We start from the raw sequence: 18,753 nt of genomic DNA on the forward strand, positions 1-18,753 counted from the left end.
TGCAAGACCGCTCACCGCCAGCTCGGCGAAACCACTTGCAACGCACGGCCGGACCATACAAACGGGTCAATCTCGACATTCTTGCAGTTGGCTAGCCGCGTCCGATCTACCCCCGCTTTCAGACATACCGCTGCACTGCGCCAACTGAAGCGATGGGCACAAGGGCGGAAGTGGCGGTCGCAGGCTGAGGGACCGTCCTTCTCTCTGGAACCGTTGATCGCGCCTTTGGAAAAAAAGGGAAGCGCGCTGGCAATCTTCAAACCAGTTCAGAGGCGAAAGCACCGGTGCCCCGCAGGGTTCCAACCTGCAAGCAGATCGCCAGAAGTGATAGGATAGTGATAAAGGTCGGTCGCCTCGCGGGCGACCATTGCCCGTATGGGGGAGCCAACGATGCCTCCTCTTGATACTGCGGTGATCGTTCTCACTGGCATCGCTTTTCTTGCAGCTTTCGTAAATGGCGCGCTCGGCTATGGGTTTTCCTCGCTCACCGTGCCGGTGGCTCTCGTTTTCTATGCAAACCGCATGCTGAATCCCGCCGTCGTCCTGGTTGAGGTGGCCACCAACTTCTACGTTCTATTCATCAATTTGAACGGCGTTGCCGCTGTATGGAAGAGGGTGTTTCCAATCATCACCGGGCTCCTGCCCGGCATCGGAATCGGAGCCTTGGTTCTCGCTACACTTCAGCCAGGCTGGATCAAACTCGGGACCTACGCACTCATTCTGCCCCTCATCCTGATTCAGGCAGCCGGTTGGCGGAGGCCAATTCGGCAGACATGGTGGGTGGGTCTTCCCTTTGGAACTGCGCTGGGCATCCTGTATTCGGTCACCACCATCTCCGGACCGCCGCTGGCGATCCTGTTCAACAACCAAGGTCTGGTCAAAACCGAGTTTCGGGCCGGTCTCGCATTGGTTCGCGTGGCCGAGTCGAGCGTGACCGCCATCGTCTATTACCAGCTTGGCCTGTTTACGGCTGAAAGCGGGAACATCTTATGGGTGTTTGTTCCCTGCGTTGGCGTCGGGGTACCACTCGGCGCCTATGTCATCCGCCATCTGGATGCCGAGACGTTTCGTCGAATATGCATGAGCTTTGATGCATGGGTCGTGGGCTTCGGTTTCTCGCGGGTATTAATCGAGCTAAATTTGATGGAAAGCCCGTGGGCCTACGTCGTTTTGATCCTCACATTTTTGATCGACACCTATTTATTGTACATCTTTTTCACACGAAGAGCGGCCTCAAGGCGATCGCAAAGAACTTTGCTTACGCCCGCCGCTCCGAGTGGGCCGGATAATCGCATCGCTTCGGACATGACCGAACCTCCCCGTGACCCGTTTGCTCCCGCTTAGCACCTTGCTCGGTTACGTTGTCGCGATCCTCGCTGTCGCCATGCTGGTCTTCGCCGAAGCGCTTTCGCTGTCCTTCGAATGCTGGCCCTGACAGACGGCATCATTGCCGCCCGGTCCCCTCAACGAGCGGCCTCTAAAACTGGTTCCGACGCCACCTTGTCGAACCGCAGAATAAGAATGTGCGAACCGAACCGGACCTCTTCGGCGGGAATCCCGAAGGCCGACCATTTCTGCCGAAAGCCCTCCTCGGGCTCCTGCTTTTCCTGACCATGGCGCCCGTACACGATCCACGCGCGCTCCCCTTCCTCAGCGCGCTGCGCAGCGTCGTCCGAGTTGGATGCGTACACTGGAATCCTCGAATCGAGCCGAAGTCGCTCAGCATAAGAAGCGAGGACGTATTTGACCGCTTGGTTTTGCGCAACGATGACATCTTGCGGGCGTGAATTGTCCACGAGAAACGCTACCGCTCGGTCCCAGCGCGGTTTGGTCTCCGCCTTGTAATAAGGCGCAAGGCTTAGCGCGCCGCCTCCCGCAACCACCACGGCGATCAGCAGGAAAAATCTCGTCGGCAGCCTCGCCGCTCCAATACCCGCGAGCACAAAAAACGGACCGGTGCTCCACATCAAATACCGTGGCACCAACATCGGCTGGAACGCGGACATGACCGAAATCGCAACCGGCATCGCCAAAAAGGCAAGCCCTACCACCGTCAGCGAGCGCGGATCGGTCTTCAATCGCCATGCTCCGATAAGGGCAAACACCGCAACCGCCGCGCCGAATCCCGGGAACGGTGCCGGCAGCAGGTCGAAATTCATCATATCCGATATCCGAAACAGATAGAGTGCAGAGACCACCGACCAGATGGTTTCGTAACTGGCCTTGGGTATCCATCCAACGCCACTCAGCGCGGCCCCCCGATTTGATAGCAACATGATGATCAAGCCCGGGAGCCAGATAAGCAGGATGATGGCCTGCGCCCATGCCCAATTTCGCAATAACTCCCTTCGTTCGGATGCCGCGCGGTGGGCAATCACCAACAAGGCCATATTTGACGCCAAGAGCCAGGGGACCGCACAGTTGTGCACGAGGAGCGCCCCGAGTGTGCCGAGCACGTAGGCCGCCCATGCCCCCCGCTGCGCTGCCGGCCGGCTCAAGGGCAGCGCAGATGCCACAGGTGTGTGCGCGATGCGGACCAATCCCCAGATCGCAATGAGCACCAAGCAAGAGATAAGCGTGAACGAGCGAGCCTCCTGGCCGAACTGCACCTCAAATGGTGATAACGCCATCAACAGTCCCGCCACGAGGCTCGCTTGCGGCCCACGTATTTCGGCCGCCAGTCGCGTGACGAGGAATGTGCAGGCTGCTCCAAACAGGGCGGACGGGATTCGTAGTGTCCACGCATCGATGTTCGCCGAGGCGAATGGATAAAGCAGCAGAAAATAAGTTGGATAATGCTTGTGTTCGAACGCGTCGATGACGAGTCCAGCAAACGGAAGGTTTGCCCGGTTCAAAGTGATTATCTCGTCGAACCAGAGAGGTTTGTCAGAGAGGCCATAGAGCCGCAGCACCAGCGCGAGAAACGCCAACAACACGGCCAACGCGACAGTCGCTCGAACCGGTTTCACGTCGATGAGCTGTGTGGCCAACGGCCAAGCGGCGGCCCTCTGGTCGGCTATCGAGATCCGCGGCTCATTGGTGAATGCCATCCCTCTCCCCCCGCCCGGCGAGCATACCTAAAATGATATCACGCCTCGAACACGCGGCGGCAAGTGGGATCACGTTCGGGAAGGCTGGGATCGTTTCCGCCTCGGCCACGATGTCTCCTGTGGGTCACTAGCAGAGATCACAGGCTTGCCTAGCCTTGGTTCGCTCTACGCCCGAAAGCCGACGTCGAAGCCTCCGAACCGCAGAATCCAAGGGTTCGCTTTTGGTGCGTCTCCGATAGACCGGCGCCGGGCAGCGATCGATAGTCGCACTTGGAGTTACGTCGTTGTATCGAGGTGGCGCCCCTCCCCTCTACTGAATTTCGCGACACTTTTTTCAGGCGCTTGCGAGCTGCACGTCGCGCCCTGGGCTCCTGAAAATAAATACTCGCTTGTGCCCAGGGGCCTGGCCTATCGACTTCCAAACTTGCCATAAGCGCTTGAGTTATCGATCTTGTTTGTCAAGAGACGGCGACACGCCTTGCTCACTTGGAGTGAAATTCTCGGCGGGATGAGAAAAAAAAATCCCTGAATGAAGGTGGGGCCGGTCCGCTTGCTGAAAGGCCGCTAAGGAAATGACCACCCCCCACCCCTTATCAACACCAGCTACTTCGCGCACACCGATTGCTCTCGTCAGTGCTCGGCAGGTGGCTTTTTGTATTTAATTCCGAGATTTTACGTGTGAACCAGGGAGCCCGGTCGTCAGGGAGGGCCTCTAGACTTTTGGCCACCCCCGGGCCCTCCGCGTTCGCCCCATTCACGATCGTGCTGCAAGGCGCGCCGCAAGCACCGCGTTGCAAAGCGTCTCATCATCCAACCTGCCCTGGCGCTCGAGCTTCGAAAGCCGTTGACGCTGGTTGTCATTCATATCGCCTAGGACGAGCCATCCATCGTACCCAATCCTTTGAGCAATTCGATGTTGTACGACTTCCAGAGGCTCTTGCTTTGCCTGGAAAGCCCTTAGGCGTGCTTCGGCGGCCTCAAATGAGGGTTTTGCGTGTGGATGTTTATATGAAGGTTCTATGGAAGGTTTGCTCCGCAAGCTCTGCGGTGCGGCGCCTCGGCTTTTTGCGGTGTGGTCAGACCGCGAACTGCGCGAAAGCGAAGCAGCTTGTGTCCCGTCAGCTTGGTCGGTTAGCATGGCCAGGCGATAGCGATAGCCAGCATACTGGCCGCGCCGCTTGGGCATTATTTCGCGTTCCAACAGCTTCATTTTTTCAAGCGCCTGGGAGTGGCGCTGTACGGAATCAACAGACTGTTCCGTGTCGGTTGCCAAGCGCTCCTGCGACGGCCAGCATACCCCGTTCGGATCGGCATAGTTGGCGAGCGCCAGCAACATGGCTTTGCGCCTGGTCGAGCCCGTTGCCTGCTTGATCGCCCAGGCGGTCGCTTGCCAGCTCATCGGCTTTCCCCCGACGCGGCGTAAATGGCGGCAAGTACTTCCTTCCTTTTGCGGAAAGTGCCGAGAGCCTGGTCGTAGCGGTCGAACGCCTCGAACAGCCTTTTGTCGAGACGAACGAAGCGGCCAAGGCGCTCACGCCCAAAGTAGACCGAGTACTCTCTAGGCTCTTGGGCGTTGGAATGAGCGGCTGTGGTTGATCCCTTGGTCACGGCCGCCGCTCCACGGATCCGCCGCAGGTATTTGCGTTGATCCAGGCGATTAGATCGCGGCGGCGATAGCGAACAGCACGGCCTACTTGGACGAAAGGGGGGCCTGCAAGGCGGATACGCCACGACTGGAGTGTCCTGACAGATAGGCACAACAAGTCGGCCGCAGCCTGTTCCCTGAGCAGGGCGTCGGGATCTTCATTGCTGTTGAGGGGCATTGTCATAACTGCATCGGTTTCGATGCAGTTAGACTGGCTACGGTGGAGACCCGAAAATAGCCGCCGCGATTTCGAAGTGCGGTGATTAGAACTGCGACGGTTTACGCTTGGGTCCGGGGCGAGCCCACAGATAGCGCTGCTCTTCGCTTAACTTGCCAAGCGCGAGAGCCCGGCATCTGTCAAATTCCCGTTTGCTGAGCTTGTTCGGCCATCTCGCACTTGCCGTTGCCCAGAGCTCATCATTCGTCAAGGGAGCGGCCGTCGGATCTGACATGATCGACATGAGCCAATCTATGCACTCAGTCCGCGATTTACTTTTGGTTTGGATCTGCTTTCGGGCCTTCGTCGGTTCTTCGGCATACAGCTGTGAGACGACGGGTTGATCCTTCGGCGGATGCTCGTCAGGTAGCTGGAGCCAAACACCCGTCCAGACGGCTACGGGACGATGGTCCCGCATCTCGCAAATCGCACTATTCTTGACATCTATAACGAGATCCGTGCGCCTCCACTGGCCAGTGCCGACGGGTCCCTCGACGCCCGTGGCGGCGAAAGTCCCAACCGCAATGATCTCGCCGCGGGCAAGGCGACCGACAAGCGCCGCGATACGATCAGCTAGCCGCTCCGAAGCTGCGGTTTCCAGCTCAGATGGGGTCGGCAACGGTCGGTCTAAGAATACAACAGGCGAGCTCACAAACGCGTCGGCGATACTCTCAGCAGAGACATGCAAAGGCCAATGGAAGTCGACATAAGCGCCTGGAAACTGCCCCTCTAGGAACACATCCGAATTGCTCCGACGTATTTCTGAGAGTCGCCGACCTAATCCGGCAATCTCGACATCCTCCAAGACATACTTACGAAAGCCGCCAGCCAGTGTCAGGCCGTCCAATGGATCCGCCGAACCTTCGATCCCGTCCGGCGAGTTCGTTTGCTGCAACAACACCGCTTAACCCCGAATCAGAGACCAAGTGAATGAATCAGGGAAACGATATTCCAAAGTGACACGAGTGCACAGATTACGCTCCTATGCCATGCGATGCGCCTCTCTACCGTTTCATGTGAAAGGGTTGGACGAGCGCGCCCGACTACGCCGAATAGCGGCGTATGACTGTGCATCACCACGACGATCTAGCCGAAATCGCCGCCATTTTGGCCGCTGGCCTCCTGCGTGTTTTGGAGCGGAAGTCCAGTCAAATTTTACCGCGTGGGGCAAAAACTCAGCTCGACTGTGAGCCGCTGTCTCGGGGTGATGTCGCCCGTAAGAGCGAGGTTATCACCCCGTGAAAGAGACCGTTTTGTCGCAGCTGGCGGCCCTGAAAGGCGCCCCCGCCGACGTTCTGAAAGCCCGCTGGCGCGAACTCTTTGAGACCGAGCCGCCCGCCTATAACCGGCGCTTTCTGGAGAGCCGGCTGGCCTACCGGATCCAGGAACTGGCCTATGGCGGGCTCCGCCGTGAGACCCACGAGCGCCTCGAGGCGATGGCCAAGCAGTATGCCAACCAGGAGCCGGCTGAACGCAAAGCCCGGCCCGTCTTGCGCCCAATCGCCGGGACCAAGCTGATCCGGGAATGGCAGGGCGTCGAGCACTGTGTGACCGTCCGGCACGAAGATTTCGAGTACCTGGGCCGCCCCTACAAGTCTCTCTCCTCTGTCGCCCGCGAAATCACAGGCACCAAGTGGAATGGCTGGATCTTTTTCGGCCTGAAGAATCTTCAGGGCCGCAAATGAGTCTCCGCAACCGCCCAAAGAATGGCGAGAAGCGCCTCGCCAGCCCGTTTGAGGCACTCTCCTCCGGCCCCGCCTCCACTGTTCGAAAAGTTCGCTGCGCCATTTACACGCGCAAGTCCAGCGAGGAGGGCCTCGACATGGACTTCAATTCGCTCGACGCCCAGCGGGAGTCCTGCGAGGCTTACGTGATCAGCCAGCGGGCCGAAGGCTGGTCCCCGGTTTCAGACCGCTACGATGATGGCGGTTTCTCAGGAGGTACCCTCGAGAGGCCAGCCTTGAAGCGGCTCCTGGCTGACGTCAAATCCGGCCGGATCGACGTGATTGTCGTGTACAAGATCGACCGGCTTTCCCGCTCGATGCTCGACTTTCTCAACCTCGTTGAGCTGTTCGAACGCCACGGCGTCACCTTCGTTTCCGTGACCCAGTCTTTCAACACCAAAGATGCCATGGGGCGCATGGCCCTGAACATCCTGGTGACTTTCGCGCAGTTTGAGCGCGAGCTGATTGGCGAACGCATCCGCGACAAGGTCGCAGCCTCCCGCAAGCGCGGCAAATGGATGGGTGGTTGGACGCCACTTGGCTATGAGGTTCGCGACCGCAAGCTGTTCGTTCATGAGCCTGATGCGGGACGCGTGAGAGCTATCTTCCGACGGTTCGTCCAGCTGAAGTCCGCGACACTATTGGCGCGCGAGCTTGTCGCGGCCGGCGCGAGGAACCGCTATGGCCACCTGTTGGATAAGGGCGTCCTCTATAAAATCCTCAACAACCGGGTCTACATCGGCGAGGCCGTCCACAAGGGCACCTCGTACCCCGGCGAGCACGAGCCAATCATCGATCGCAGGCTCTGGGACCAAGTCCACAGCATACTGAAGGAAAGCCCACGCAAACGCGCAGGCAACGCCCGCGCCCAAACCCCAGCACTCCTCAAAGGGCTCCTCTTCGCTCCTGACGGTGCAGCGATGTCGCCGACCCACACCCGGAAATCAGGACGGCTCTACCGGTATTACATCAGTCAGACCGCTATGAAACGTGGCGGATCGGACTGTCCCGTCAGATTGGTACCGGCTGCCGAGCTTGAACGGATCGTCGTCGACCAGGTCCGTCTCCTTCTTCAGACGCCTGAAGTTATCGTTCAGACCTGGCGCGCCGTTCGCAAGCAGCGCAAAGACGTCAACGAGAATGACGTTCGCAGTGCCCTAATCGGATTTGATGATCTCTGGAGTGAGCTGTTTCCCGCAGAACAGGCTCGTATCGTCGAGCTGCTCGTCGAGCGCATTGATCTGGGGCCCGACAAGCTCGACATCACCCTGAAGATTGAAGGGTTGACCTCGCTCGCCCATCAGCTGAACGCGCAACCGATTTTCCAACAAGCCGCCGAATGACCCGACCTGCTGCCATCACGATAGGCCCGTTCGGCCGCCCAAAGCTCAGCCGCGACGGCCGGACCATGGTCGTGAGCATACCGATTTCCCTCCGCCGGCAGGGAGGCCGCAAGCAGGTCGTAACTCCAGCCGAGGCTCCGCCGTGGTCACCATCTCCAACACGCGTCGACAATACGATCATCAAGGCGCTCGTTCGCGCCCATCGCTGGCGCGGCATGCTCGAGTCAAACCTATTCGCTTCAGTGCGGGAATTGGCCAAAGCTGAGAAGATCAACGAATCCTACCTCTGCCGAGTGCTGCGGCTGACCTTGTTGTCGCCGGCGCTCACCGAAGCCATTCTCAATGGCCAACAACCAGAAGGTCTCGACCTCGCGCGATTGCTCAAGTCGCTCCCGATCGAATGGGACAAGCAAGAGGCGACGTTTCGGAAGTAAGCCGTCCTTGGCAGCCGTCTCGCCCTAATAGGCAGTGAACCCATAAATCGGCCGAGCTGACGGCTCGCGAGAGTCCGCTATGCCCCGGCAGCGATCAAAGTCCGCATCGCAGCGAAATGACGCGATGGGCCCACTTGCGGACATCGGGTGCGTGGCTGGCATGCCTGGCCTATGGTCGCGGAATCGGTAAGCTAGCGTTCCAGCAATATCCTTGCTCATCTGATTGAGCAGCCAATTCTTGGTTTCGATCCAGTCTTTGAGGTTTCGGTCTGGGGATACTTGATGGATTGTCGCAGTAGGCGACCATCTCTCCGTCCTCGGTAAGACCCCAAAGCTCGTTCAAATTTGGGCCGCAAGATTACTCGAACCATGAGTGGCCGCTCTTCAGCGATCCTTCCAAATTCTGATTTGGTGATTCTCAGATCACGTAGTGGTTCTAGGCTCTATGCAATTAGGTCCATAGTTGCGAACTCGCCAGAAATTCAGGATAATAAGGATAAGCTGACGAGGGAATGTCTTCGCAACCAACTGTTCAGCGCGCAAATAAGGGTACGGTCCCGTCGTTAGCTGCGCACAGGCGCACACACTCCGGGCGGCTACATATTGCATCGTCCTCCGCGATTATCCTGTCGCAGGAGGCAGGATGATTTTCGCACGGCGGCAACGCTTTCCATCTTGCGAGTGCCCTTCTCTTTAGGTCGAAGCATATTGCGGTGCTGGCCGTTGGTTTTTTTGCTGGCGAAAGTTGGGGCGACGGCGGCACTACAATCAGCTTACGCTTAAGCGACCCAGTTTGCGTCCTAGGAACCCGGAATTCGCACTTTGAATTAGGGTCCGGTTCAGGAGCAAAAATGCCTTTGGCAGTTTCTCTACACACCAATAGTTGATTCGCAACGTTGCAGCCTACGACATCGCCATCACGCTTTCCTTCGCACGAATTTGTCTGCGCATTAAGTGGGAGTGCACTGATTGCAGATAGAGCGAGCGCGGCCAGCCATGTAAACCGAATATTGGTCATTCGCCCCCCAGACGGCATCACGTGTGGCGATTATAGCAGGGATTTTGCACTCGACGAAATTGGCTTTAAAGGCATGTCCGTAGCAGCAAGTTTAAGATCACCGAGGTCCGCCTTGGGTCATTCGCGACGGGGCCGGGCCAGCAGCAAGTCCGGCAATGTCCCTTATGCCGCCGGAAGCGGAAGTAAATTCAGAGCATTAGCAGGACCGCGACCGGCCATTGCGGGTTGGTGGCGCTGCCCGAGACGTGATTCAAGCTCCAAACCGGAGCCTCGAAACATGCGCTACGAACTCAGCGACTACGAATGGACCGCCATCAAACCGATGCTGCCGAACAAACCGCGTGGGGTTCGGCGTGTAAACGACCCTCGCGTGCTCAGTGGCATCTTCTGGGTCCTCCGCTCAGGTGCTCCCACAAACCATGTTACTCGCGGATCGTGGATACGACGCGGACTGGATCAGGGAGCTTGCCCGCCAGCAAGGAGCATGGGCGAACATTCCGCCGAAGCGAAATCGCAAAGACCCGATCTGCTTCAGCCCGTATCTGTATCGCGCGCGGAACTTGATCGAACGGTTCTTCAACAAAGCAATGTCGGCGTGTCGCAACCCGATATGACAAACTCGCAGCCAACTATCTGGCGTTCGTCAAGCTCGCATCAATCCGAATTTGGCTGTGTGCTAATGAGTCCACGCCCTAATCGGGTCTGGATATCGGTCCGGATTCGCCCGTCGAATGTTACGGAATTCGGCCGAAGCCGCGCTGCGGGAACTGGTGCCCAGGAAAGGATTGCATAGGCAGGTGATAAAACTACTGAAATTGTTACGATAGTTCAACAGGCGCCCAACATTGTTACACACTGTCGTACCCCAGCGGTCGCCGCAGTCGAGATACTGGGCCTCCGCTAACCTTCAAGGTTCAGTCCTAGCTCGCGCGGCTTGCGGCCGACCGGTCAGGGCGCGATGAAGGGGGCCCTCGACCTAGCTCGACGATCAAAAATGGTCCGTGCCGAGTTGGACGCCATTTCTTTCCGCCACAAGGCGGACGTAGCCGCGATTTACCTTCTCCGGAAATTCATACCAAGAGTTGCGCGACTTCTCCAAAATTCGCCCGTGCCGCTGATCTGTTAGCTTGTAGAGGCGGTCGCGATATTTTTCGTAAGTCAGTGGCGCGCGCTTTTCTTTGATTTTTGGGTCAAAGCTCTCCTTACGAAGGCGGTCCTCCATCATGGGAATGTAAGAATTCTCATACATCTCGCGACTTTGTCGCTGCATATGCGTGCCCGCTGCCGCGGACCAGAGGACCTCTTCGTAATCGAGAGAATTTTTTGTTTTCTGTATTGCCAGCTTGTACGCAGTCTTCAGGGGCGACTCCGCTTGCTCCATCGCTCCCATCACAGCGACATGAAAATCGTCGGAGGTTACGCGTGGGTCGCGAGGATGCTTATCGAAGGCAAGCCAGAAAAGGTTCTGAGCAACAAGATGGATGTAATAAGGAAAACCATCGCTAATGTGGCCCACGCGAACCAAATGCTCTTTCTCGACTTGAAAGCCGAGTGCGTCGGCCGCACGCGTAACTATACGCCAACGTGCATCGTGAGATATCTGATCAAGCTCTATGGGATGTAGAGGTCGATTGGAAGAGAAGTGCCCGCTGGTAAGCTCGTCGAGCGTTTTGCCAATACCACAGAACATGAATCGGACATTGACCGCCTTATCATGGATGCGCTTGATCAGATCGGAAAACCGTCGCTTTACCTGATCATCTTTGATCCGATCGAATTCATCGACTACGATTATCGGTTCGCCGTACCCTGAAAGTTGAGCGGCTTCGCCGATCATATCTGCCGCCTCATTGATCGTTTCGACCTTCTCGGGGATGATCCAGGTGCCTCCGCCGCCCTTCACCTCGTACTTCAAGAAAGCCAAGTTGATTCCGGCCGATTGCTGAAAATCGGTCTGCCGCTTGAGTACGCTTGAACCGAGGAAGGCCCTGCAAATATCCCGGACCAAGTGATCGAAAGTCGCATCTTCGTCGCAGCCGACATAGGGCGGATAGGCTTCAATCTTCAGAAACGCCTTGGCTGCGCTGACTGCGAGGGACGTCTTGCCAATCCCGCGTTCGCCATGGATGAACGCATGCATCCCCTTTGAATTCAAGGCTCGGCTAATCTCGCGCAATTTCGCGTCGCGGCCCTGCAGAGAACTTACGTCCTCGATGGGTATACCTGGGACGATTAACCGCTTCAGAATCCCCCTAAACTCCTCTTCGTCGGCGAACTTCGTGCCTGTATCCGGCAGCGCCTTCATCGTTGTGCCCCGAGCCCATAAGAAGAATCGTGGACTAATGATGGGCATTTGGCCTGCCACCCGCAATAGGTGCCGATCCGAAGCCCTCAGCAAATAGTAAAAAAGCTCGAATCAGTTTCATCAACGCTCCCTGCTCATCAGGCGCAGAAGGCAGACCGAAGCTCGGGCAAAGCCCGCTTCGCGATTGCACTACATCTTGAAGACCGGGGCACCTTTCCTAAGACCTCTTCGGCGCTGCCGCAGAGCGCTCGCAACCGCCACGCGGCCAACAAACTTGGGCAAAAAGTTTAGCTTTAAAAACGCCTTCCGGTTGCATACCTTGACGGTCGGGGGCTCGGAGCATGTCTAACATTTCAAATGGAGCAGTACGGCCGTTTCAGCTGCTTAGAAATCCGTTTTTCGTTCTTAGAGTTGACCCGACCACGCCGTTAGACCGAATTTTTGAAGCGGTCGAAGACGCATTAGCCGACGGCGAAGTGCCCGAAGACGATATTGTGGCAGCTCGCGAGGCCCTCATTAATCCCCGTCAGCGTACCGGCGCGGAACTCTCGTATCTTTTTGATAGCCCGCCAAGTCACGTCGCTCGTCTTGTAGCCGCTCTGAATGACTCGGCACCTTCAGCAATTCTGAAAGAAGCTGAAAGAACGGCTCCGCTTTCAAGATCGAATTTTCTCGCTGAAGTTTCCGCTCGCACGTCAGCATCAAGTGACGTACTTTTTTCGATCTTGGATGCGCACGCCCAAATCTCTTCACCCGACCTCTTAGCAAAGATTCAGTCTGTGCGGCGTCAAGCCGGCATTGTGAGCCCCTCATTGGAGGCAGTCGAGGAGGCACTCAGTATACTATACGAGCAACACGTCAAAGCCATGCTAGCCGGCCTCAAGAATGCCGACAGCGCGGCCGCCCCTCTCCGTGAGTGCACGAAGCGAATTCTAGCCGTATCTGACGAAGACCGGCTGCAAGCATTAGACAGATTGTTGCGAGCATATGCTCAGTTTGCCTCGTCGGAACTGGGCGAGCTTGAAGAACATATCACCGCACTTGCTGAGCAATTAAAGACAAGGCAAGCAACGACCGGAGATATCGGCGAGCTGTTGGACCATCTTCGACGATGGCTCAATTTGGCGCAGCCTTTGATTGACTCAGAGGCTCAAAAGGGACGGGATGAAACACGTTCTCGCCAACTTTATTTCACGATTCGAAACCTCTGCATTGATCGCGCAAACGAGCATAGCGATTTTGCTTCAGCGCTCGCAATCTCCGAGGTGGCCTCTGAAATATTTAGATCGCTTCCTAGAGCGTCCGAGCAGCTGGCCGAAGATGCTCAGTTATTGAAGGAGAGAATCACCGAAGGAAAAATTGCGCCGCTCAAGAAATTTATAGACGGCGTATCGAAATGGACCATTGCCGCCGACCTTGAGAACGGCGGCTTCGGCCCCTCTGCAAAAGGAGCGGCTCACGACATTTGGAATCTGTTTCTGGCCACGTTAGCGGAACTAAAGGATTCGAATTTCGCCGATCTACCCTGGATATTGGTACGCGGCCTCGCGATCGCTCTAAACAATGAGGAAAACTCTCCAGTAGCTGCGAAGGCAATCATTGAGCAGCTTCTTCGTTTGTCCCGCGACATCATCCCCTCAACGGACCTCATTGAAAAACTTCGCGACGACCTTCGCGCCGTCACCAAAAATGCGAACGAGAAGCGAGTATTGAAGCTCGTAGAAGGCGGAAATACTTCGGCTGCGCTGCGGGGCTTAGATGAGGTTCTTCAAACCGATTTGCCGCCTGAAGATCGCGCTCTGTATAGCCAGCTCAGAAGCAAGCTACAAAGCCAACGAAATGTCCGGTTTGCGAAGTGGGGCTTCTTCGGCTTGATAGCCGTCGTTTTTATTGGCGCGAATCTGTCAAATAATTCCGGGCCCTCTAGCCAACGCCCGGTCCCGCCAACACGCCCAGTTGAAGCGCCCTTACCGCCCTATCAGGCCCCGCGCCCCAGCAGCGATACTTTTCCGGCTCCTACTAGGATACCGCCCTCCCCTGCGGAACAGACTGATCTGTCAGAAGTGAAGCCTCCGATTGGGTCGGGCAGTCTCCTCACCAGATCGAACATCCGATACTGCCGATTCCAAAAGGCCAGACTAAAGAGCATTGAAGGAGATCTACGCAATTCCTTTGAGACGGAAGAATTCAATAAGCTAGCCGATGATTACAACGCGCGTTGTTCCAACTTTCGATACTACGAAAGCGACCTACGTATCGTTGAGGAGGAAGTGAGAGGTAGGGCAGCGACGCTAATCCAAGAGGGTAGCAGAATATCGGCTGCTTGGCGCTCGCGCCCAACGCCTTCAAATGTTCTTGGACAGGACTCCTCACCGTTCGATGCGAAGACTGTCACACCGACCGCACCAACAACGCAGCAGCCTCGAGAAATCCTTGGAGTGCCCGCTTCTAGGCCGGCGACATCCCCGCTAGACGACGTAGCAACAGACTTACTCGACCTCGACATAGCGAACGCGGTTCAAAAACGTCTTCTAGAACTGGGATTCTTTCGAGGACCGGTGAATGGAGTATGGGGACCCCAATCGCGCAGTGCATTAAGAGCCTTCAAAATGGCCAACGGTCTGCCGACTGACGACATCTACGATGTTCCCACGGCCGGAAGATTAAGTTCGACCGCCGCTATCCGTGCGATGCCAGGAGGCAAACCCACGACACCCGCCGAGCCAATACAAGAATCCTACTATGCTCCGCGTGGGGGCGCGACCGTCAATCCGCTTAACCGCAACGACGCCGCGCGTATACATAACAAACTGCGCGAGTTGGGGTACTACCGCGCGAGCAATAACAACCTCTGGAGCGCCGCGTCGAGAGGCGCTCTAAGGGAATTCAAGATGAGAAATGGTCTCGAAGCGAATGACGTGTGGGATATCGACACCGAGCAACGACTCATGGCGGCCACCGCCCCGAGTACGCCTGCCGATATAGAGGCTGCTTTTTCGGCCGTCGTTGCAGGCGCCTGGACCACCGATCCTCGGGCGTGTCAGGGCGCAACTGGGGGCTCGGATGCGCTCATAGTGACAATGACGACAAAGGGCGCCGAAACGGACGGGGCACGATGTGATTTCCAATCTTTCACAGGGTCCGGCGTCACCTGGAAGGTTGCGGCGGTCTGCACAGTGTCCGGCGAAACCAGAAAAACGACCATCAGTCTCACTCGTTCGAACGATGCCCTGACGTGGTCAAGCCCTAATGGCACGACCAAATATTTGCGTTGCCCAAGCTGAGAGGATCTCATTATGCCACTCCGCGAAAATGATCTCGTCGAACTAGCGTCAGAGTATTGGAAGTTGGTGCGAGCATTTGAACGAAGCATAGCGCTGACTCCGGACGCGCATCACAATCGCCTCTGTGCGCAAGCTCGATATTCTAACGGAAGGTTAGACACGATCCTCGACCGAGCGGGGATCAGGATCGCCACATTCGATGGCGCTGAATTTGAAATCAATCTGCCCGTCACTGCGGTAAACGCTGAGGACGTGAGTTCCGAAACGACGTGCATCATAGAGCGCACTCTTGAACCCACGATTCTTGTGAATGACCAAGTCGTGCTCACGGGCAAGGTTTTTCTCGTAGAGAAGGATCAGCAATAATGTATTTAGGTATTGATCTAGGTACGTCGAACTCAGCCATCGTTGGAAATAGTGGCGGCGAACTTCGTCATTTCAAAACCCCCGAAGGCACAGATGTGCTTCCGAGCGCGATCATGTTGGATCGTCGGGGCGGAATGTTGGTTGGCAAACGAGCCTATGACCAGGCAGCCTTTTCACCCGAGAGCGTAGCGCAAGGCTTTAAGCGCTTAATGGGAACGTCGAGTCCCATTCGCTTCGCGAACGGCACCACGATGACAGCCGAGGAAGCTAGTTGTGAGGTCATAAAGACCCTATTGGCTCAGGCTCGGATGAACGCCGGTGACTTCAGTATTGAGGGCGCCGTTGTTACCATCCCCGCCGCTTTCAACCAAATGCAGTCCGAAGCGACCATGCGTGCGGCCGCTGCTGCGGGCTTAACCCAAGTAGCTTTGCTACAGGAACCCATTGCCGCCGCTATGGCTTCAATCGCCCGTTCTTCTAACAAGAATGGGCAATTCTTAGTGTATGACCTTGGTGGAGGAACCTTCGATGCTGCCATCGTCCAAACAATATCAGGGTCCGCTACCGTCATCGCGCATGCCGGTATCAACATGCTCGGCGGCCGAGACTTCGATAGGGCTATCGTAAACTCCATAGTGCGGCCTTGGCTACTTACAAATTTCGCTTTGGCCGACGACTTTCAGCGCGATGAAAAGTATCAGCGTCTTATCCGGGTCGCACACTATCGCGCCGAGATGTCGAAGATTGCGCTTTCAACCCAGACGCATGACCGAATCTTCGCTGATGAAAGTCAGATTGGCGCACGAGATCGCAATGGAGCTGACATCTATCTCGATGTCGAAATCGATCGAAGCCAACTTGAAGCAATCGTGGTCGACGAAATTGATCGCTCAATCGAGTTGTGCCGATCCCTAATTAAGGATGCAGGTTACAGCGTCGATGATATCGATCGCATCGTCCTTATCGGCGGCCCAAGCCGCATGCCGATTGTCCGCGAGAGGATCGCCTCGCAGCTCGGACTTCGGGTCGATCTTGATACTGACCCCATGACCTCAGTTGCCTTTGGAGCAGCCATTTTTGCAGAGAGCCGAGAATGGACAAGTGACGGTGCTGGTGCAAAGGGGGGCCGCGCTACCGCGCAAACGAGCGACGTACGTTTCGACTATCCCGCTCGTGTTTCATCTTCCGCTTTTCGCCTTCGCGTTCGCGTTGACAATCCGAGACAGGCTTTCGGCTCGCGTTTGCAGCTAAAGAGTGAAGGCGGATGGGTCTCAGGACAGTATGATTTAAAGAGTGTCACCGAGATTCGAGATGTTCCATTGGCCCATCGCGGTGAGAACCGCTTCATCGCGGAAATCACAGACGCCAGCGGAGCTAGCGCACGCACTGACATTCTAGTTTTTCGGACCGACGCAAGTGCGGCGGGAATGCCTATGACACATAATCTGGCGGTGAAAGTCCTGGAGAGTACGGGTGGGGCGGATCAGAACACACTTCACACGCTAGTTAAACGTGGGACTATTCTGCCCAAGCGGGGCGCAGAGCAATTCCGGGCGTCACGAGACCTGCGATCGGGAGGCGAGGGATACCTCGACTTCGAAGTATATGAGCAAGCGGACGACGTGACCGATCCGTCATTGAACCTGGCGGTAGGCGGGATTCGTATTGATGCGTCTGATTTGGCCACTGGCGACATCATCCGACGAGGCGATCCAGTGATTATTCATTGGTCGATCGACGAAAACGGCCTATTCAACTGCAAGCTTGAGTTTCCGAGGATTAGCCAGACGTACGAGACGGGGAAAATGTACGTTTCAGCGGAGGGACATCGAAGTTACGATGGTTCGGAAGGGCAACGATTAGCAACAGAATCCCTAGCAAAGGCCCGAGCGGATGTGGAGGGCCTGGAGCGGGCGCTTGGGACCGATGTTTCGGAGCTTGCTGGGAGCTTGCGATCAAGGGTGGGGAAGCTACGCGGAACGCTAGAGCTGGCTGCCGATGCTGATACTCGCAGATCAGTCTCCGAAGATGCCCGGCTGGTTCGACAGGAAGTGGCGAGAATTAAGAATCGACCAGAGTTTGTTCGCAATAGCGTTCGGGCAGAAGTTGATCAATTCGTGGAGGGGTTCGCACTCAGCGTCTCATCTGTTCTCGAAGAGCGCGTCAATACACAAGTTCAGCGGCTCGCGGCTTCGGCACGAGAGGCGCTCACTAGATCTGGACCTCACTCAGTCCTCGACGCTCAACGCTCCCTCGATGAGATTCGGAGTATTGTCTTCAGCTCGCTTGCTAAACTACCTGACTTTTGGGTTGCTCGGTTTGAGTCCCTCGCTGAAGATCGCGCTTCGGCTATAGACAAGCAGCTTCACGATGACCTTGTTCGGCGAGGGACCGCAGCGATTCAGAACAACGATCCTGATACTCTGAGAGAGATTACATTCAGACTATCTGACAACCTGGTGCAATCGTCGGAAGTTGGCAGAGGAGGGATTCTTTCGGGAATAACGCGAGATTAGACCGTGCTTCGCTCGACCCTGAAGGTTATCGCAATGTTGCGTCTTCGACATTGTCTGACCATGTCGCATTGGCTACGATCGCGAAAGAACGATTTGAAGAGCTGATACGTGACGGCGCCCTCGATCTTCAGCCAATACCGTGCGCCTGCTCAAAGTGGAAGATTGCTCACGGCAAATGCAATTACGGTCGCAAGTGTGCCATCTTATTCCGCAACGGGCGCAATATTGGAGAGAGTCTCATCGCGGAAGAGCTGGCGGTCCGATTCGTATGCAGCACGAACAGATGTCCAAAGATGCCCGATTGGCCGAAGATAATAGACAGCAATTCTCGTGGAGATGTCGGGAAGTGAACGGGGACGATTCTCGACAGCCGGTCTAGCTTGCTCCAGCGCAATTCGAAGGGCCGTCACTCTGACGGACCTGACTGCGGCAGATCCTGACGACATGGCTTTTGTCGCGCCTCGATCAGCAGAAACGTGACACTAACGAGCCGTCAAATTCTAGCGGAAGCCGTGAGGCCCTTCCCCGTAGATATTCCTTTAGGGGTCCCACATTCGAGGCGTGATCTCGTGCCGGCGGCTTGCAGCTATCCCCCTTATGGTGGGGCCAAGCCGTGTAGATTGGTTCACTTGCTACGCGGTTCTCCCTTCATGCGCCTCCCGCGTATCCCTCGTTATGTTGTTCTTCACGATGTCATGCGGCTAATGAGTCGATTTTTGACTCACGTTCTGCCCGTTGGCGAACGCTCCCATCTCACTAACAGTAGTCAACGCTCGTTGATTAGGAAAAGTGATTCCGCTTGATCTTTGCGCTTCGGCCCACGTCGGTTCGACCAGCGGCAATTCACGACC

13 protein-coding genes and 1 pseudogene are annotated in these 18,753 nt (G+C 56.4%); 8 read left to right on the forward strand and 6 right to left on the reverse strand.

Annotated elements, in window-relative coordinates; genetic code table 11:
- The first annotated feature begins 390 nt into the window (after positions 1–390).
- Complete coding sequence (locus ACFFWD_RS22805) at positions 391–1,344, forward strand: sulfite exporter TauE/SafE family protein (protein WP_376968745.1); 954 nt, start codon at positions 391–393, stop codon at positions 1,342–1,344.
- A gap of 119 nt (positions 1,345–1,463) precedes the next feature.
- Here the strand turns inward: ACFFWD_RS22805 and ACFFWD_RS22810 are convergent, their stop codons facing one another.
- The 4 genes from ACFFWD_RS22810 to ACFFWD_RS22825 form a co-directional block, all read right to left on the reverse strand.
- Positions 1,464–3,050 (reverse strand): glycosyltransferase family 39 protein, encoded by a 1,587-nt coding sequence (locus ACFFWD_RS22810; protein WP_376968747.1) that lies wholly within the window; start codon positions 3,048–3,050, stop codon positions 1,464–1,466.
- Positions 3,051–3,804: 754 nt separating this feature from the next.
- The gene (locus tag ACFFWD_RS22815; protein WP_376968749.1) at positions 3,805–4,449 is read right to left on the reverse strand and encodes a helix-turn-helix domain-containing protein; all 645 of its coding nucleotides are present in this window, start codon (positions 4,447–4,449) and stop codon (positions 3,805–3,807) included.
- Positions 4,446–4,658: a hypothetical protein gene (locus tag ACFFWD_RS22820; protein ID WP_376968751.1), complete on the reverse strand. Its 213-nt coding sequence runs from the start codon at positions 4,656–4,658 to the stop codon at positions 4,446–4,448. Before ACFFWD_RS22820 ends, ACFFWD_RS22815 begins: the two co-directional genes overlap by 4 nt.
- Positions 4,655–4,879: a helix-turn-helix transcriptional regulator gene (locus tag ACFFWD_RS22825; protein ID WP_376968753.1), complete on the reverse strand. Its 225-nt coding sequence runs from the start codon at positions 4,877–4,879 to the stop codon at positions 4,655–4,657. Before ACFFWD_RS22825 ends, ACFFWD_RS22820 begins: the two co-directional genes overlap by 4 nt.
- 439 nt (positions 4,880–5,318) lie before the next feature.
- Between ACFFWD_RS22825 and ACFFWD_RS22830 the strand changes: the two genes are divergently transcribed.
- The 5 genes and pseudogenes from ACFFWD_RS22830 (at position 5,319) to ACFFWD_RS22850 (ending at position 10,127) form a co-directional block, all read left to right on the forward strand.
- On the forward strand, positions 5,319–5,489 hold the full coding sequence (locus ACFFWD_RS22830; protein ID WP_376968755.1) for a hypothetical protein: 171 nt from the start codon (positions 5,319–5,321) through the stop codon (positions 5,487–5,489).
- Positions 5,490–6,150: 661 nt separating this feature from the next.
- Positions 6,151–6,597 (forward strand): DUF2924 domain-containing protein, encoded by a 447-nt coding sequence (locus ACFFWD_RS22835; protein ID WP_376968757.1) that lies wholly within the window; start codon positions 6,151–6,153, stop codon positions 6,595–6,597.
- Positions 6,594–7,979, forward strand: a complete 1,386-nt coding sequence (locus ACFFWD_RS22840) for a recombinase family protein (RefSeq protein WP_376968759.1) — start codon at positions 6,594–6,596, stop codon at positions 7,977–7,979. The genes ACFFWD_RS22835 and ACFFWD_RS22840 overlap by 4 nt, the downstream gene beginning before the upstream one ends.
- Before the next feature lie 65 nt (positions 7,980–8,044).
- Positions 8,045–8,413 carry a hypothetical protein gene (locus tag ACFFWD_RS22845; RefSeq protein ID WP_376968761.1) on the forward strand — a complete coding sequence of 123 codons (369 nt, stop codon included), beginning with the start codon at positions 8,045–8,047 and terminating at the stop codon, positions 8,411–8,413.
- Positions 8,414–9,708: 1,295 nt separating this feature from the next.
- A pseudogene (locus ACFFWD_RS22850) lies at positions 9,709–10,127 on the forward strand (transposase).
- 292 nt (positions 10,128–10,419) lie between these two features.
- Here ACFFWD_RS22850 and ACFFWD_RS22855 read toward each other — a convergent pair.
- A complete protein-coding gene (locus tag ACFFWD_RS22855) occupies positions 10,420–11,736 on the reverse strand; it encodes an AAA family ATPase (RefSeq protein ID WP_376968763.1) in 1,317 nt (438 codons plus the stop codon).
- Positions 11,737–12,077: 341 nt separating this feature from the next.
- Between ACFFWD_RS22855 and ACFFWD_RS22860 the strand changes: the two genes are divergently transcribed.
- The gene (locus ACFFWD_RS22860; RefSeq protein ID WP_376968765.1) at positions 12,078–15,020 is read left to right on the forward strand and encodes a peptidoglycan-binding domain-containing protein; all 2,943 of its coding nucleotides are present in this window, start codon (positions 12,078–12,080) and stop codon (positions 15,018–15,020) included.
- Positions 15,021–15,173: 153 nt separating this feature from the next.
- Here the strand turns inward: ACFFWD_RS22860 and ACFFWD_RS22865 are convergent, their stop codons facing one another.
- On the reverse strand, positions 15,174–15,383 hold the full coding sequence (locus tag ACFFWD_RS22865; protein WP_376968767.1) for a hypothetical protein: 210 nt from the start codon (positions 15,381–15,383) through the stop codon (positions 15,174–15,176).
- Between the two features lie 2 nt (positions 15,384–15,385).
- Between ACFFWD_RS22865 and ACFFWD_RS22870 the strand changes: the two genes are divergently transcribed.
- Positions 15,386–17,902 (forward strand): Hsp70 family protein, encoded by a 2,517-nt coding sequence (locus ACFFWD_RS22870; RefSeq protein ID WP_376968769.1) that lies wholly within the window; start codon positions 15,386–15,388, stop codon positions 17,900–17,902.
- Positions 17,903–18,753 lie beyond the last annotated feature (851 nt).

Source organism: Bradyrhizobium erythrophlei (assembly GCF_042430365.1).
Taxonomy (GTDB): domain Bacteria; phylum Pseudomonadota; class Alphaproteobacteria; order Rhizobiales; family Xanthobacteraceae; genus Bradyrhizobium; species Bradyrhizobium erythrophlei.

Excerpts from the sequence above, each read along its gene's own strand:
- ACFFWD_RS22805 (WP_376968745.1), top strand. The coding sequence starts at position 391 with ATGCCTCCTCTTGATACTGCGGTGATCGTTCTCACTGGCATCGCTTTT.
- ACFFWD_RS22810 (WP_376968747.1), bottom strand. The coding sequence starts at position 3,050 with ATGGCATTCACCAATGAGCCGCGGATCTCGATAGCCGACCAGAGGGCC.
- ACFFWD_RS22815 (WP_376968749.1), bottom strand. The coding sequence starts at position 4,449 with ATGAGCTGGCAAGCGACCGCCTGGGCGATCAAGCAGGCAACGGGCTCG.
- ACFFWD_RS22825 (WP_376968753.1), bottom strand. The coding sequence starts at position 4,879 with ATGACAATGCCCCTCAACAGCAATGAAGATCCCGACGCCCTGCTCAGG.
- ACFFWD_RS22830 (WP_376968755.1), top strand. The coding sequence starts at position 5,319 with ATGGTCCCGCATCTCGCAAATCGCACTATTCTTGACATCTATAACGAG.
- ACFFWD_RS22840 (WP_376968759.1), top strand. The coding sequence starts at position 6,594 with ATGAGTCTCCGCAACCGCCCAAAGAATGGCGAGAAGCGCCTCGCCAGC.
- ACFFWD_RS22845 (WP_376968761.1), top strand. The coding sequence starts at position 8,045 with ATGGTCGTGAGCATACCGATTTCCCTCCGCCGGCAGGGAGGCCGCAAG.
- ACFFWD_RS22855 (WP_376968763.1), bottom strand. The coding sequence starts at position 11,736 with ATGAAGGCGCTGCCGGATACAGGCACGAAGTTCGCCGACGAAGAGGAG.
- ACFFWD_RS22860 (WP_376968765.1), top strand. The coding sequence starts at position 12,078 with ATGTCTAACATTTCAAATGGAGCAGTACGGCCGTTTCAGCTGCTTAGA.
- ACFFWD_RS22870 (WP_376968769.1), top strand. The coding sequence starts at position 15,386 with ATGTATTTAGGTATTGATCTAGGTACGTCGAACTCAGCCATCGTTGGA.